Below are 16,955 nucleotides of genomic sequence, written 5' to 3'. Positions count from 1 at the left end.
GAGAACCATTGCAGCGGTGAAGCGACTCATCCTTCCTAAAGCAATTTCTCAAATGATAGACCTATATCCAACAGTTGTCAGAAAAAAATGTCTCATTTGTTGCGCACATCTCGCCTTTTTGCCTGGGTGTTTCTTACCGGACTGAGTGTCGCCGTTATCGTAACCTCAGGCTTTTATCTCTATCTTCGCCCCGGGCTTCCACCGGTTGCTCAACTGCTGGAAATAAAACTCCAGACACCGCTGCGGGTATATAGCAAAGACAAGAGATTAATAGCAGAATTCGGTGAAAAGAGAAGGGCACCGATCACAATCGAACAGATCCCAACAATTCAGTTACAAGCCTTTATGGCCGCTGAAGACTCGCGTTTTTACGAGCATTTCGGGGTCGACATCAAAGGCCTGGCGCGGGCTGCCATCGAACTGGTCTCAACCGGGGAGATCCAGTCCGGGGGCAGCACCATCACGATGCAGGTTGCAAAAAATTACTTTTTGTCACGGGACAGAACCTTTATACGGAAGTTCAACGAGATACTTCTGGCTCTTCAGATAGAACGTGAACTGGACAAGAACCGGATTCTTGAGCTCTACCTGAACAAGATTTATCTCGGCAACCGGGCTTACGGGATTGCCGCCGCAGCCCAGGTCTATTACAACAAGCCCGTCTCCCAGCTTTCGCTCGCTCAAATGGCCATGCTCGCGGGCCTTCCAAAAGCGCCGTCCGCCTACAACCCGCTGGCCAACCCGGAGCGCGCGATGATTCGCCGGAACTGGATTCTGGGCCGGATGCAGGAACTGGGCTACATCACCCCGGACGCCTATGAGCTTGCGCTTGCAGCCCCACTCACAGCCAGTTACAACAGTACTGACAGCGAAGTTGACGCTGATTATGTCGCAGAGATGGCCCGCTCCGAACTGGTTCGGCGCTACGGCGAAGACGCCTACACCGATGGCTATACAGTTACGCTCACCGTTGACAGCACGAAGCAGCAGGCTGCCACGAAAGCCCTCAGAGATGGCCTGGAGGCCTACGACCGGCGCCATGGATTCCGGGGCCCTATCGGCCAGATTGATCCGGAGACTCTGGCCGACGGCGACCTGTCGGAGATTGTGCAGAATTATCCCCGGGTCGAGTCCCTGATCCCTGCCATTGTTACCAACGTTGACGACAAAGCCCAAAATGTCCGGGTACACGCTCGAATGCCAGGCCCCGCTATCATGCCTTTCGAAACCATGACATGGGCTAGACGTTATAAAACCGAAGACCTCACTGGCCCGGAACCCGAAAAGCCCTCGGATGTGGTTGCAGTGGGCGACGTTGTCTACGTGCGCGTTCAGGCGCCAAAGCCGGCGGGGACAACTCCCGAAAAGGAAGACCAAGACCGCAACGGGACTGCGGAGCCGGCCAGGCCGGCCATTGTATCACTCGCACAGATTCCCCGCGTTGAAGGTGCCCTGATCTCTCTGGAAGCCCAAACAGGTGCCATTCAGGCTCTCACAGGCGGTTACAGCTTCGGCCAGAGCAAATACAACCGGGCCGTCCAGGCGCAAAGACAACCCGGCTCCACCTTCAAGCCCTTCCTTTACCTCAGCGCACTCGAAAGCGGCATGACACCCGCAACCATCTATAACGATGCGCCGATAGTGTTTAATGACTCCGAACTCGAGTCCGCATGGCGGCCACAGAATTCATCCGGGCAATTTTATGGTCCGACCCGACTTCGCGAAGCCCTCTATCGCTCGCGAAACCTGGTTTCCATCCGACTACTACGCGATCTTGGCATCCAGAAAACGATTGACTACCTGGCGCAACTGGAAATTCCGGTCGAGAAAATGCCGGACAACCTGTCACTGTCCCTTGGGAGCGGCCTGCTTACCCCCATGGAGCTTGCCAGAGGCATGGCGGTGATTGCCAACGGCGGGTATGACGTTGAACCCTATCTGATCGAGACCATCAAGAACGTCCGCGGCGAGATTGTCTATCAGGCTCCGAAAACCGTTCTGTGCGACCAGGAGTGCAAGGAGATCGCAGAAGAGAACGGAACAGACACCGAAAACAGCGAAACGAGCACGGAAGCAGAACCTGCGGAAAGCACCGATAATACACAGCAGGTGCGAGTGATGCGCCGGCTCGCAGATGAACGCTCAGTATTCATTCTTCATTCCATGATGCGGGACGTCATCCGCCTGGGCACAGGTCGTCGGGCCCTGGCACTGGGGCGTGAGGATATTGCGGGCAAGACAGGCACCACCAACGAGCAGAAAGACACCTGGTTTGCGGGGTTCAATCATGAACTGGCCACAACAACCTGGGTTGGGTTCGATCAGCCGGCACCACTGGGCAGGGGTGAATTTGGCGCGAGCACTGCATTGCCCGTCTGGCTGGATTATATGAAAGTCGCCCTCGAGGGCGAGCCTCCTTCCTTCATGCCCCGCCCTAACGGCATCGTGAACATCCGGATCAACCCGGAGACCGGACAGCGGGCAAGACCGGGCGAAGACGGTGTGTTTGAGGTCTTTCGGGAAGATGATGCACCACCGCCACTGCTGTCCGAAGAAGAGAGCGATCGCAACGGGAGCTCCGGAGAAGACGACCTTTCACGCAGGATTTTCTGACACAAACGGAACAGACATAAAAAAACCGGCGGGGATCACCCGCCGGTTTTTTTATTGCCCTGAACAACGTATCAGATGATGTCGTCCATGGACTTGAGCGGGTAATGCGCAGGGTACGGGTTACGGGCAACCCCGGAATCCACAGCAGCCCGGGCAACCGCCGCCGGCACCACCTCAAGCAAGCGGACATCCATCGGCTTGGGAATAATATACTCCTTACCGAACTCGAAGCTTTCAACACCGTAAGCCTCACAGATCTCCTGCGGCACCGGCTCCTTGGCCAGCTCGCGAATTGCGTTTACGGCGGCCACTTTCATCTCTTCATTGATCACCGTGGCGCGAACGTCCAGCGCTCCACGGAAGATGAACGGGAAGCCCAACACGTTGTTGACCTGGTTCGGGTAATCGGAACGGCCGGTCGCCATGATCAGATCATTGCGAGCTGCCCGGGCAACTTCCGGGTTAATTTCCGGGTCCGGATTGGAGCATGCGAATACGATCGGGTTCGGAGCCATTTTCTTGAGCTGATCGCCGGTTAGCAGGTCCGGACCGGAAAGGCCAAGGAACACATCGGCACCGTCGATAGCGTCATCCAGCGTGCGCTTGTCAGTCTCATTGGCAAACATCGCCTTGTACTGGTTCAGATCATCACGACCAGAGTGGATCACACCCTTACGGTCAAGCATGAAGATGTTCTCAGAGCGAATACCGCAGCTGATCAGCAGTTTCATGCAGGCAATGGCGGCTGCACCGGCACCCAGACAAACCACCTTCGCCTCTTCAATCTTTTTGCCCTGCAGTTCGAGGGCATTGATCATGCCAGCTGCAGTGACGATGGCAGTACCGTGCTGGTCATCATGAAAGACGGGCACGTTGCATTTTTCGATCAGAGCGCGCTCAATCTCAAAGCACTCCGGCGCTTTGATGTCTTCAAGGTTGATCCCACCGAAGGTATCGGCAATACGCTCGACCGTTTCAATAAACGCCTGCGGGCTCTCGGAATTGACTTCGATGTCGAAGACATCAATTCCGGCAAAGCGCTTGAACAGTACGCCCTTGCCTTCCATAACCGGCTTGCTTGCCAGCGGACCCAGGTTGCCCAGGCCAAGAATCGCGGTCCCATCAGAGATGACAGCCACCAGGTTGCCCTTGGCGGTGTACTTGTATGCATTCTCCGGGTCCTTTGCGATCTCTCGGACCGGCTCGGCAACCCCGGGGCTATACGCCAGGGAAAGGTCGCGGGAAGTCCTGGTTGGCTTTGTGATTTCAACACTCAGCTTACCAGGCCGCGGCTTGGCGTGATATTCAAGGGCTGCTTCTTTCAGATCTTGAGACATTGCCACTGTTCCGTTTGTCACGTTTAAAGGTAATAAACCGCCGGGGCTTGCCCAGCGGAGCGCGCCATTATGGCCCGCCAGACCGAAAACGACAAGTGGCACGCGAACATTTTGTGAACAGTCAATAGGGCTAATTGCGTATGTATTTGCCGGCTACGTACCGCATTACAGATCAAAAAAAAAGCGCCCGGAGGCGCCTTCTCGAATCCGCAGCAATCAGTCTTTCTTGCCACCGATACGGCCGCCGAAACGCTTCTGGAAACGGTCGATACGACCACCGGTGTCCATGACTTTCTGCTTGCCAGTGTAGAATGGGTGACACTGTGAACACACATCCAGCTGCAGATCGTTCGTGTAGGTAGAACGTGTCTTGAAGGTGTTACCGCAGGAACAGGTAACGGCAATCTCTTCGTACTTGGGGTGGATACCTTCTTTCATGGCGAACCTCGTTAGGTCATGCCGCTACCTGATCACGGGGCATCTGAACTACCCAGGCGCCAGGCACCGCATGTTTGAATCAATTGAGAAGACGGGGCACAATCATGCCCTGCCGGAAACAGACCGCGAATCTTACTTGCAATTACCGCATCAGGCAAGCGCCGCCCTGATTTCCGGACCCGCCCATCAGAGATTTCGCGGCAGGCCGCCGATTAAACAGGATAGGGAAAAACCGTGACACTCGTTTTCCAGTGGGGCACTCAGTGCCGTTGATCGCACGCATTGCCCTGAATCGTCCGCTGCGCCGGCTCTTCGACTATACCGTTCCGGAAGGCCTCAAGCTTGTGCCGGGCCAGAGGGTGCGAATTCCTTTTGGCCGCCAGCAGGCAACAGGCCTTATTGTACAAACCGGGGTAGAACCGCCTCCGGGAGTCAGCCTTAAACCGGTGTTCGCGGCCATGGAGGACTGGCCGGCATTGCCGGACGAGACCGTCAACCTTCTCAGCTGGGCTAGCGACTACTACCAGCATCCTCTGGGCGAGTGCCTGTTTACTGCCCTGCCCCCCGCCCTCAGGCGGGGCCGCAAAGCGGAAGAGAAGCCCGTGGAGTGGTGGATGGCCTGCAATCACAGCGAGCCCCTTCCCGCCAACGCCCATCGACAGAAAGCACTGCTTGAATGGCTGAATCAGCACAACCAGGGCGCAGCCGCCAGCGACATCATCAAGGCCGGATTTACCCGCGCCCAACTCAGGGCTCTCAGCGACCGACAGCTGGTCAAACCCATCTCGCCACCCGCTCCTGGTTCAGAGCCTGAGGCGCCTGAATTTCTGGCGAGGCGCCCAACTCTTTCAGTTGCCCAGGCAGTCGCGGCCGAAGAGCTGACCAGCCCCCGGGAAGGGTTCAGTGCCTCCCTTCTATACGGAATTACAGGCAGCGGCAAAACGGAAATCTATCTGCACTATCTCAAGCGACACCTTGGGGCAGGCGACCAGGCCCTTGTGCTGGTTCCGGAAATTAACCTTACCCCACAGACCGTCGCCCGTTTCAGGCACTATTTCGGTACCCGCATTGTGGTGTGGCATTCCGCCATCAACGACAGCGAGCGCCTGAGCACCTGGCTGAAGATTCGTGAGGGTGAGCCCGTCATCCTCATCGGTACCCGGTCGGCTGTTCTGCTACCCTTTACCAGCTTGCGCACAATCATCGTCGATGAAGAGCATGACAGCTCCTATAAACAGGGCGAAGGGTTTCGGTATTCCGGCCGTGACCTGGCGGTTTACCGCGCGCACCTGAACCGCTGCCCGGTCATTCTGGGCTCGGCCACGCCCTCACTTGAATCTGTTCACAATGCGGAACAGGGCAAATACCGCCTGGTGAAACTCGAAGAGCGGGCGGGAAATGCGACTCCACCGGTCATCAGCCTGCTGGATATTCGCAGTCGTCCCCTCGAGGGCGGCCTTTCCCGCCCTGCCCTGAACGCCATTGAACAAACCCTCGCCAAGGGTGACCAGGCATTGGTTTTCGTCAATCGGCGCGGCTTTGCGCCGGTAATGATGTGTTTTGACTGTGGCCACATGGTCGAGTGCCCCCGCTGCGACACCCGGCTTACCTATCACCGCCGGGACCGGGCCATGCGGTGCCATCATTGCGACTTTCAGACAGCAGCCACCGAGCATTGCCCGAAATGCCAGAGTGACGCTTTCAAACCTGTTGGCCAGGGAACCGAGAGAACCGAGGACATTCTGGCATCCGCCTTCCCAGAGACGCCCGTGGTGCGGGTCGACCGCGACAGCACTCAGCGCAAGGGCAGCATCCAGGGCATCCTGAACCAGGTTAACAGTGGCAAGCCGTGCGTACTCGTCGGCACCCAGATGCTGGCCAAAGGCCACGACTTCCCCAATGTGACTCTCGTGGTGGTGGTCAACGCCGATGGCGGTCTGTTCAGTGTCGACTTCCGGGCGCCCGAGCAGCTCATTCAGACCCTGCTGCAGGTCAGCGGCCGTGCCGGCCGCGGCACGAAACCCGGAAAAGTGCTGGTGCAAACCTGCCACAGCGACCATCCGCTACTAAAAACCCTCTGCGAGGGGCATTATCTGGACATCGCCGAGCAGCTCCTCAGCGAACGCGAGGAAGGTCTGTTCCCGCCGTTCCGCGCCATGGCGATCTTCCGGGCAGAAGCCGACACCATGGAAAAGAGCCTGCAAGTCCTGGACGCCATCAAACCGCTCACCCATGCTCCGGGCATTGAAACCTGGGGCCCACTGCCCGCAATGATTGCCCGACGCGCCGACAAGCACCGCGCACAACTGATCCTGAATGCCCGGAACCGAAAGCGGCTGAACAGTTTGCTGACCGGAATCTGCCAGGAACTGGACCAGCGAAAGCTGCCGGCCGGTGTGAAGTGGATGATTGATGTTGATCCGCAGGAAACCGGCTGATTGCCTGGCCTTTAGGCTGAGCGACAGGTTACAAAGTTTTTCATAAATGAATACTAATCATCATTGCGGATCGAGATCCTGTGCTATGATTTTCAGCAAACTAACAACCAATCCTGTGAAAACACCTGAGCTTGCGGTTCTCGTGCAGGGAATGCGCATCTGAAGGCTTTTGCTGTAAATGGAAACTGGAGAAAAAATAATGTCAGGGAACATTCTTGCGCGTGCATCAGCAATTTCGCTTGCTCTGATACTCGCGGCCTGCGGCGGTGATGAAAACTCTTCCCCCTTGGTCGGAACCGGCGGATCCAATGGTTCAGGTGGGGCGAGTGACGGAGGAACCGGAGGCGACGCAGAGCAAACAGTGACTTTGGAGCTTGGGACAGGAAGCGAATCTTCTTTTCAGTCCGGCCAAATGAACGTTTCTGCGACTTCACTTTCTGCAGGCGGATCAACCCGTCTGGAGTTCAACGTAGTAAATGCCGCTGAAGGCAATAGCATTTACAATGCAGCCGAGACCTCAGTCAGCATCACTTCGCTGTGTCAAAGTGCGGTTTTTGACAGCCCGGTTACGACGACCTCCGGGTCTTTCAGTACGACTTATGAAGCGGGTTGCGCAGGCACAGACACAATCACAGCCAGACTGCCAAACGGTGCAACTGCCATAGCTAACGTCACGGTAGCAGCACCAGAAATCGGAGAACTGGAGTTTATCAGCGCTACCCCCGATTCGATTGCGTTGAGTGGCAGCTCTAACAGTACTCGCCCAAGCGTCTCAGAAGTGGCTTTCAGGTTGACCGACAAAAACGGCAACCCTATTACGTCTGGCGAAGAAATAAGTTTCTCTCTTTCAACAACTGTCGGTGGAATTTCACTTTCCCAAAGCTCGACGCAAATCGACGAGCAAGGTCAGGCAACAACTCGGGTCAACGCAGGGTCGGTTGCAAGCGTTGTCAGTGTTATTGCCACTTACACTCCCGACTCTGGAGTCCCTATCCAGACAACATCAGCGCCTATTTCGATCAGCGCCACCATTCCCGATCAAGACAGCTTCTCGGTGTCGGTTCAAGATAATTTCTTGCCAAATGCAAGAAATTATGACGGGGTAACTGTACCCATATCGATCAGGGCCGCGGATAGAAACAACAACCGAATTAGTGACGCCGTCGTTAATTACATAACCAATGCGGGATCAGTTCAGAGTGAGTGCACACTCCAAGATGGAGCTTGCTCAGTAACTTGGATAAGCCAGGACCCAAGGCCAGAAGATGGAATCGTTCTTGTGCTCGCTCGCACGGTAGGCGAAGAAAGCTTTAGAGATCTGAACAGTGACGGCAAATATCTAAAGTCAGTTGACGACTTCAATGTGGCCAATGACGACAAAGGAGAAGCGTTCCTTGACCGAAACCTGGATGGCGCACGAGATCCGGACGAAGAGTATTTTGACTACAACGATAACGGGCAGTACGACGCAGCAAATTCAATTTATAACGGAACGGCCTGTGCCGACGATGCAGCAAACTGTACAACCTCACTCCTGGAAATCACTCAGACCGCCAAAATCTTTATGGCCAGCGACAACATCATCATCAATTTTACTACCCCTGTGGCTCCAGGTGAGGTATGCGTCGATGTAGCAGGCGTATTTTCCGACAGCCTGGGCAACCCTGTGCAGGGCCCCCCACCCGGAGGCACGCAAGTGAGCTTCTCATCAACAAACGGGACTATTGTCGCGCCAAGCTCGTTCACAACAACCACATCCTACACGGAAGATCCCGTTGAACAATGCGTTATCATTGAAGCCGACGACACCCCATCTACTGGAACATTAACCGTAGAGGTGACGCCTCCGGCACCGTTCACTGGCAACGCCTATATATCAAGAGTTGCTCTTTCCGATTAAAAGCTATGGCCGCCCTACTTCGATATAGGGCGGCCATATATTTGAGAAGACCGCTCCTTTCCGCGATAATACCCGCCTTCTGTTTTCAACGGGCGCCCTGCCCCCGATTCCAATTCTCCAGCAAACCGAGTCATCTGACAGCATGAAAGAGACCGTTTCCGAACTGCTCCAGTCTGCACTGGCAGCGCTCCAATCCGATGGTACTCTGCCGGCGGACCAGTCTTTTACCCCCCAGGTAGGCAATACCAAGGACAAGTCCCACGGTGATTACGCCTGCAATATTGCTTTGGTTGCATCCAAAGCAGCCGGCTGCCCGCCCCGTCAGCTGGCGGAAGCACTGATTGCAAAGCTGCCACAGAGCAAGGCGGTGGAGAAGGTGGAGATCGCCGGGCCGGGCTTTATCAATTTCTTCATGAGCACCGCCAGTGCGTTCGAAGTCGTGAATTCGATTCTGGATGAAGGACAAGGCTTTGGCCGTAACAATCAGGGCAAAGGCGAAAAAGTGCAGGTGGAGTTTGTATCAGCCAATCCCACTGGCCCCCTGCATGTCGGCCACGGACGCGGCGCGGCGATTGGCGACTGCCTGTGCCGGCTGCTGGAAGCCAACGGCTACGATGTGACCCGGGAGTTTTATTACAACGATGCCGGTGCCCAGATCAACAATCTGGCGCTTTCAGTTCAGGCACGGGTGAAAGGTCTGACCCCGGAAAACGACAGTTGGCCGGCGGATGGCTACCGCGGCGATTACATCATTGACGTGGCCAACGCCTACCTCGCTGGCGAGACAGTGACCGCGGATGACCGCGAGGTGACTGCCAAGGCAGATCCGGAAGACCGTGACGCCATCCGGGAGTTTGCCGTGGCCTACCTGCGCCGGGAGCAGGATCTGGATCTGAAAGCCTTCGGTGTCCAGTTTGATGTCTATTTTCTTGAGTCCTCCCTTTATGAGGAAGGCAAGGTCGAAGCCACGGTCAGGCGCCTGCAGGAAAACGGCTACACCTACGAGCAGGACGGCGCCCTGTGGCTGAAAACCACAGAATTCGGCGATGACAAAGACCGCGTCATGCGCAAGAAAGACGGTGGCTACACCTACTTCCTGCCGGATGTGGCCTATCACTTCGACAAATGGCAGCGGGGCTTTACCACCGTTATCAACGAACAGGGTGCCGATCACCATTCTACCGTTACCCGCGTTCGTGCCGGCTTGCAGGCGCTGAACGCCGGAATCCCTGAAGGCTGGCCAGACTATGTTCTGCACCAGATGGTCATGGTCACCCGCTCCGGCCAGGAGGTAAAAATCTCCAAACGGGCCGGCAGCTATGTCACCGTCCGGGACCTGATCGATGAAGTTGGCCGCGACGCCACCCGGTTCTTCCTGGCCGCCCGGCGCGTCGACTCCCAACTGACCTTCGATATCGATCTTGCCCGCTCTCAGACCAATGAAAACCCGGTGTACTACATTCAGTATGCCCATGCGCGCATCTGCAGTGTGCTTCGCAAACTGGCGGAGGAAGGCGTGGAGCGCGGTCGCAACGAATGCGTGGGTGATCTGTCACTGCTGACCCTGGACGAGGAAAAAGAACTGGCCAACCAGTTGGCCAAATACCCGGAACTGATTGCCAATTCCGCCGCCCAGCGTGAGCCGCACCATCTGACGCACTACCTGCGGGACCTGGCGGGCCAGTTCCACACTTACTACAACGCTCACAAGGTGTTAATCGAAGACACAGCCACCCGCGATGCCCGTGTCAGCCTTTACCTTGCAATCAGGCAAGTTATCGCCAACGGCCTGGACCTGCTGGGCGTCAGCGCCCCGGAAGAGATGTAAAACGAATGTCCCGAGACTACGCCCGTAAAGACAGGTCATCAACCAAGGCTTCAGCCACCGTGCGCCGCAAACCTGTGAAACAGGCCAAGGCGAAAGCTGCCCGGCCAAAACCGGCAGCCACTGCCCGCTCGCAGCGCGGGGGGTTGTCGCTGAAGTGGATTTTGTCTCTGGCGGCCGTCGGCGGGTTCATCGGTTTTATTGTCTACCTGAACTCCCTGCCGCCCGGTCCAGGCGGCAACGTTCAGCCAGCGACTGAAAAACCGGCCCAAAAAACAGCCAAAAAGCCAGCGGAAACAGCCCGCCAGGAAGACCAGAAACCGGCATTCCGCTTTTATGACATGCTGCCGGAATCCGAGGTCGTACCCCCCAAAGTTGACGAGTACACTCCTGGCCCAACCCAACAGGACTTCGACTACCTGGTGCAGTCAGGCTCCTTCCGCAGCAAGGAAGACGCCGAACGCCAGCGGGCCCAGATTGCCTTCCAGGGCCTGCGTGCGAGCATCCAGCGGATTAATCTGGACAATGGTTCCATCTGGTACCGGGTCAACGTAGGGCCGTTCACGTCCCGCAGCCAGATGAACTCTGCAATCGACAAGCTGGTTTCCCTCAGCATCCAGCCATTGGTTCGGAAGGTTCCCAAGGAAGGTTGATCTTCGTTTTCCGGCCCGTGTTTTGGAAAGCAAAAACCCAACCCGGGCCTTCTCCCCAGCCGGAGCACTCTTGAATTCCAGTCAGAAGCCTCCATAACTTGCGGATACTAAGTTCAATCAGGCAATTGGAGCCCCAATGACTACCATTCTTTCTGTCAGGCGCGATGACGAAGTTGCCATGGGTGGCGACGGCCAGGTTTCCCTGGGCAACACCGTAATGAAAGGCAATGCCCGGAAGGTTCGCCGCCTCTACAACGGCCAGGTGATCGCCGGGTTTGCCGGTGGCACGGCCGATGCCTTCACCCTGTTTGAACGATTCGAGGCCCAGCTGGAGAAACACCAGGGCAACCTCACCAGGGCCGCGGTGGAGCTGGCGAAAGACTGGCGAACGGACAGGGCGCTGCGCCGGCTGGAAGCCTTGCTGGCCGTGGCTGACAAGACCGCCTCGCTGATTATTACCGGCAACGGCGACGTCATTGAGCCGGAACAGGGTCTGATTGCCATTGGCTCAGGCGGTCCTTTTGCCCAGGCCTCGGCCCGGGCCCTGCTCGAGAACACCGATCTTTCCGCCCACGAGATTGTCGAGAAGGGCCTGGATATCGCCGCTGACATTTGCATCTACACCAATCACAATCGCACCCTTGAAGTGCTCTCCAAAAACGACTGATCCGGAGCAACCATGCCTGCAATGACTCCCCGTGAGATTGTCCACGAACTCAACAAACACATCGTGGGCCAGCAAGAAGCCAAGCGGGCGGTAGCCATCGCCCTGAGAAATCGCTGGCGCCGGATGCAGCTGGACAGCAGCCTGCGTGATGAGATTACACCGAAGAACATTCTGATGATCGGCCCCACCGGTGTCGGTAAAACCGAGATTGCCCGGCGCCTGGCCAGGTTGGCCGATGCTCCGTTCCTGAAAGTGGAAGCCACCAAGTTCACCGAGGTGGGTTATGTTGGCCGCGATGTCGAATCCATTATTCGGGATCTGGCGGACATGGCCGTAAAAATGCTGCGTGAAGCAGAGATGAAGCGCCATGAAAGCCAGGCACTCGATGCGGCGGAAGACCGGATTCTGGATGCACTCATTCCGCCACCCAGGGATTTCGGCGAAGACAGCCAGCGCAGCTCAGACTCATCCACCCGCCAGCTGTTCCGGAAAAAGCTCCGGGAAGGCGAGCTGGACGACAAGGAAATTGAAATCGACCTGCGCAACTCCGGTGCCGGCGTGGAAATCATGGCGCCTCCGGGCATGGAGGAGATGACCAATCAGTTGCAAAGCATGTTTTCCAATCTCTCCTCCGACAAGCGCAAGACCCGCAAGATGAAGGTTTCGGATGCCCTGAAGCGGGTCAAGGAGGAAGAGGCCGCCAAGCTTGTCAACGAGGAAGAGATCAAGCAGAAGGCCATCCAGGCAGTGGAACAGAATGGGATCGTGTTCCTTGATGAAATCGACAAGGTCGCCAAGCGCTCGGAAAACACCTCATCCGATGTATCCCGCGAAGGCGTTCAGCGTGATCTGTTACCGCTGATCGAGGGCAGCACGGTAAGCACCAAGTATGGCGCGGTACGCACTGATCACATCCTGTTTATCGCCTCCGGGGCGTTCCACCTGTCCAAGCCTTCGGACCTCATTCCGGAACTCCAGGGCCGCCTGCCAATCCGGGTGGAGCTGCAGGCACTCACCCCAGAGGACTTCAAGCGCATTCTGACCGAACCGGATGCGTCCCTGGTTCAGCAGTATGAGGCGCTGATGTTAACCGAAGGCGTAAAACTGACTTTCCGCGAAGACGCCATCGCCCGTATCGCGGAGGTTGCCTGGAAGGTTAACGAAAGCACCGAAAACATTGGTGCCCGGCGGCTTCATACCGTACTTGAACGGTTGCTCGAGACCCTGTCCTTCGATGCCGGCGACGAGGTTACCGATGGCTTTGAGGTCACGTCCGAGTATGTGGATGAAAAGCTTGGAGAGCTGGCAGAAGACGAGGATCTGAGCCGGTTTATCCTCTAAACGTGAAGTTGGGGTCAGATGAAATTGGGGTCAGATGAAATTTCATCTGACCCCAATTTCATCTGACCCCCGATTACTCGGCTTTCGAAAAGAGGTGGGTGACATTCTCAAGGCCGGTTGCCAGCTTCCCCTTGTCTGCCCTTTTCTTTCTGTCCTTGGCCACATACAGGGGCAGCATTTCCCCGTAAAGGCTGGTACTGATCGTGCGCTGTTCGTCTTCCAGACGATCCCGCCGCAGTTTGATGCCGTATTTCGCCAGCTTGGGCTCCAACTGGTCCGCGCGGTTCAGGAGATCCCGCCGGGTCATCTGGTAGGCATGTTCGCAGACCATGCGCCGGGACTGGAAACTGAACACATTGGAGAAGAACAGTTTGGCGTCGTCGCGGGTTGGCTCGAACAGCAGAATGTCCTTGTCTGGATAGTCCCGGGCGTACTGGGCAATACCGGACTGCATACGTGAGTAGACGATGGTCCGGAACATCTGGGACAACAGGTTCGGCATACCGGATCGGGTCAGCTCACCTGGCTTCATGGATCCGGCACGGACCGCAGCGCTGGCATCAATGGGCACCTGGGGATTCACGGCGAATACGAGATCCGCGCCATCTTCGAAGGCAACGGAGGCGTGCAACCCCTTGCGCAGGGTGCCGTCCACGTAATAGCGGCCATCAATATTCACGGGCACATACAGGCCCGGCGACGAGGTGCTTGCCTGAATCGCCTTTGAAATGGGCACGTGGTCAAAGCCCGGGGCACCAAAACAGACTGCCTCCGTACTCTCGACATCGGCTGCCACTATGTAGAGGCTACGCTTCAGCTGGCGGAAATCGTTGGTCCGCCCCAGCATGGTAAAGGCACGCTTGAGATAGTCATGCAGACCTTCGTTATCAAACAGTCCCGCTGGAGCTGCCTGCGCCAGTATGGTCATGGCTTCCAGCAGGCTCTGATCGTAGGGGTTATTGACAAACCGGCGCACCGCGGTTGAAACCAGCCCCGGCACCGCCAGCAACCGACTGCCGATTTCCCGGAATGCCGGCCGATAGAAGACTTCCGGGTGAAAGGGGTGAACCTCGGCCTCATTGCGCACGAAAATCCGGCACAGCTGTGCGGTGGTCATCTGGTTTGCCAGATTCGCCGCCACAAAAGAACCGGCATTTACCCCGACATAAACATCGATATTGTTGAAGTCGAGGCCGTCCAGCACTTCGTCCAGGGCACGCAATGCTCCGATCTCGTATATTCCGCCCAAAGGACCACCACCGCCCAGGGCAAGCCCGATGCGGGGAGCGGATTTAAGATCAGTTGGTGCCTTCATAGCCTTTCCTTTTCCGGACAAAAAGTGCGATTCCGTGTTCTGAACCACCGGATACTGCAGATACCAAGGTAACAACCCGCTTTAGAGTACACACCCTATATTCGCCGAGTCAGGAAACGGCCGCCTCCGAAACCGCCATGGCGCTTGACTTGCCGGGCCTCAGGTAGCGGCCAAAACCGGCGTTTCGGAGAGCCAGATCCACACAGCTCTTGATGACGTGCGGAGAATCCAGCAGCAATACATCTTCCAGCAACTGGACGGCCCACTCCCGGCTGATACTCCGAATGACCGATTTGACCTTTGGTAAGCTGGCCGCGTTCATGGACAGGGAATCATACCCCATGGCCATGAGGAGCAACGCGCCACCGGGATCGCCGGCCAGTTCCCCGCAAATGCCCACCGGCTTCCCGACCGAATGGGCATCCTGGGCAATCCGGACCAGTGCCTGAAGCACTGCCGGGTGGTAGGAATGATAGAGCTGGGCAACCCTCGGGTTGTTGCGATCCACCGCCAGCAGGTACTGCGTCAGATCGTTGGAACCCACCGACAGGAAATCCACCCGGTCGGCCAGCTCGCGGATCTGGTAGACCGCTGCGGGAATCTCGACCATCACGCCGACTTTCGGCATGTGAATGTCGTAGCCCTCTTCCCGGACCTCGTGATACACCCGGTAGATCAGGTGCAGGGATTCCTCCACCTCCGAGATATTGGAGATCATCGGCAGCATGATCTGCAGGTTGTTCAGGCCCTCGCTGGCCTTGAGCATTGCCCGCACCTGAACCAGGAAAATCTCCGGATGGTCCAGGGTTACCCGGATGCCGCGCCAGCCCAGGAACGGGTTTTCCTCGTGGATCGGGAAGTAGGTCAACGCCTTGTCGCCGCCGATATCCAGCGTGCGCATGGTGACCGGACTGGGCGCAAAGGCCTCGAGCTGCTCCCGGTAATATTCGCGTTGCTCCTGCTCGGAGGGGAACTGGTCCTTGACCATGAAGGGGACTTCCGTCCGGTACAGACCAATGCCCTCGGCACCGTGGGACAGCGAGCGAACGACATCGGTCATCAGCCCGGTGTTTACCAGCAGCGAAACCCGGTGATGATCGGTGGTTTCACAGGGCTTGTCCTTGAGCACTTCCAGGCCCCGGATCAGTTCATCTTCTTCCTCACAGATCGCCTGGTAATACGAGCGAAGATCCGCAGACGGTGACGCGAATATCTGGCCCTCAAAACCGTCAACAATCAGGTCCTTGCCATCGAGCTGGTTAACGGGAATATCCACCAGCCCCATTACCGTGGGCACACCCATGGCACGGGCAAGAATCGCCACATGTGAGTTGCTGGAGCCCTTCACCGACACCAGACCTACCAGCTGCCCCTTGGGCACCTCACCCAGCATGGCGGGCGTAAGCTCCTCGCTCACCAGAACAGTACGTTCCGGATAATTCAGATGTTTCTGCTCACCCTCCTGGAGATGGGACAGCAGACGGCGGCCCAGATCCCGGATATCAACAGCGCGCTCCTGGAGGTAGTGGTCGTCCATCATCTCGAAGTGGCGGATGTACTGCTGGACCACCTGCTTCAGAGCACCCTGGGCCCAGATCCCTTCCCGGATCTTGTTTGCGACCTCACCGGGCATGGCATCGTCGCCCAGCATTCTCAGGTAGACATCGAACAACGCCTGCTCTTCCGGACGCAACTGCGAGGCGAGCCGTTTGGCTACGCGTTCGATATCTTCCCGGACCGCCTTCACCGAAGCCCGGAACAGCTCCAGTTCCTGGTCAATGTCGTCGGTGGGCTTTTCAGGAACCACATCCAGATCGGCGGACGGGTAAACCACAACGCCACTCCCGATCGCCACACCCGGAGCGCCGGGGACGCCACTGAAGCTGACATCGTGAGCCTCTTCTCCGGTCAGGGACAGACCACTGATAGCCCCGGTCGCTTCACTGTGGGCAATAACACCCGCCAGCTGTGCCGATACGGTTACCAGGAAAGCTTCTTCACCCTCGTCGAAACACCGGGAGCTTTCCCGCTGCTGAACAACGAGTACGCCAAGGACACGGCGATGGTGAATGATCGGGACGCCCAGGAAGGAGCGGAATCGCTCCTCCCCGGTTTCCGGGAAGTAGCGATAGCGTGGATGGGACGGCGCATCTTCCAGGTTGATGGGTTCTTCACGGGCGCCCACCAGACCGACAAGGCCCTCGGAATACGCGAGACTCACCTGCCCCACTGCTTTCCGATAGAGGCCTTCGGTGGCCATCAGGATATAGCGGTTGGTAGCGGGATCGAGCAGGTAGACGGAACAGACTTCCGTTCCCATGGCCTTCTGCACCCGCGATACGATGATATCCAGCGCCTCCTGCAAATCGCGGGCGCTGTTTACCTCTTGTACTAGACTTCGCAGAATGCTCAGCATGGCGGTGTCAGT

11 protein-coding genes are annotated in these 16,955 nt (G+C 57.1%); 7 read left to right on the top strand and 4 right to left on the bottom strand.

All coding sequences use genetic code 11. The features are described from left to right. The first annotated feature begins 87 nt into the window (after window positions 1-87). Window positions 88-2,613 (top strand): penicillin-binding protein 1A, encoded by a 2,526-nt coding sequence (locus tag AC13C0_RS08890; protein WP_482954293.1) that lies wholly within the window; start codon window positions 88-90, stop codon window positions 2,611-2,613. 71 nt (window positions 2,614-2,684) lie between these two features. On the opposite strand, the gene AC13C0_RS08885 is transcribed toward AC13C0_RS08890, so the two are convergent. Then, complete coding sequence (locus AC13C0_RS08885) at window positions 2,685-3,950, bottom strand: malic enzyme-like NAD(P)-binding protein (RefSeq protein ID WP_482954292.1); 1,266 nt, start codon at window positions 3,948-3,950, stop codon at window positions 2,685-2,687. Window positions 3,951-4,166: 216 nt separating this feature from the next. Continuing rightward, window positions 4,167-4,388 (bottom strand): 50S ribosomal protein L31, encoded by a 222-nt coding sequence (gene rpmE / locus AC13C0_RS08880; RefSeq protein ID WP_117619543.1) that lies wholly within the window; start codon window positions 4,386-4,388, stop codon window positions 4,167-4,169. Between the two features lie 263 nt (window positions 4,389-4,651). On the opposite strand from rpmE, the gene AC13C0_RS08875 reads away from it, so the two are divergent. The 6 genes from AC13C0_RS08875 (at window position 4,652) to hslU (ending at window position 13,212) form a co-directional block, all read left to right on the top strand. Continuing rightward, the gene (locus tag AC13C0_RS08875) at window positions 4,652-6,826 is read left to right on the top strand and encodes a primosomal protein N' (protein ID WP_482954291.1); all 2,175 of its coding nucleotides are present in this window, start codon (window positions 4,652-4,654) and stop codon (window positions 6,824-6,826) included. Window positions 6,827-7,025: 199 nt separating this feature from the next. Next, a complete protein-coding gene (locus AC13C0_RS08870; RefSeq protein WP_482954290.1) occupies window positions 7,026-8,726 on the top strand; it encodes a hypothetical protein in 1,701 nt (566 codons plus the stop codon). Window positions 8,727-8,868: 142 nt separating this feature from the next. Further along, a complete protein-coding gene (argS, locus tag AC13C0_RS08865) occupies window positions 8,869-10,554 on the top strand; it encodes an arginine--tRNA ligase (RefSeq protein ID WP_482954289.1) in 1,686 nt (561 codons plus the stop codon). 5 nt (window positions 10,555-10,559) lie between these two features. Then, on the top strand, window positions 10,560-11,204 hold the full coding sequence (locus tag AC13C0_RS08860) for an SPOR domain-containing protein (protein WP_482954288.1): 645 nt from the start codon (window positions 10,560-10,562) through the stop codon (window positions 11,202-11,204). Between the two features lie 136 nt (window positions 11,205-11,340). Further along, a complete protein-coding gene (hslV, locus tag AC13C0_RS08855; RefSeq protein ID WP_008170810.1) occupies window positions 11,341-11,871 on the top strand; it encodes an ATP-dependent protease subunit HslV in 531 nt (176 codons plus the stop codon). Window positions 11,872-11,883: 12 nt separating this feature from the next. Next, the gene (gene hslU / locus AC13C0_RS08850; protein ID WP_482954287.1) at window positions 11,884-13,212 is read left to right on the top strand and encodes an ATP-dependent protease ATPase subunit HslU; all 1,329 of its coding nucleotides are present in this window, start codon (window positions 11,884-11,886) and stop codon (window positions 13,210-13,212) included. A 73-nt stretch (window positions 13,213-13,285) separates the two neighbouring features. On the opposite strand, the gene AC13C0_RS08845 is transcribed toward hslU, so the two are convergent. Beyond that, window positions 13,286-14,527 carry a patatin-like phospholipase family protein gene (locus AC13C0_RS08845; protein WP_482954286.1) on the bottom strand — a complete coding sequence of 414 codons (1,242 nt, stop codon included), beginning with the start codon at window positions 14,525-14,527 and terminating at the stop codon, window positions 13,286-13,288. A gap of 109 nt (window positions 14,528-14,636) precedes the next feature. Next, window positions 14,637-16,943 carry a phosphoenolpyruvate--protein phosphotransferase gene (ptsP, locus tag AC13C0_RS08840; protein ID WP_341581361.1) on the bottom strand — a complete coding sequence of 769 codons (2,307 nt, stop codon included), beginning with the start codon at window positions 16,941-16,943 and terminating at the stop codon, window positions 14,637-14,639. Window positions 16,944-16,955 lie beyond the last annotated feature (12 nt).

It is taken from the genome of Marinobacter sp. B-21 (assembly GCF_056857895.1).
The sequence above is the reverse complement of the archived record's forward strand: the minus strand, read 5'-3'. Positions and strand labels throughout refer to the sequence as shown.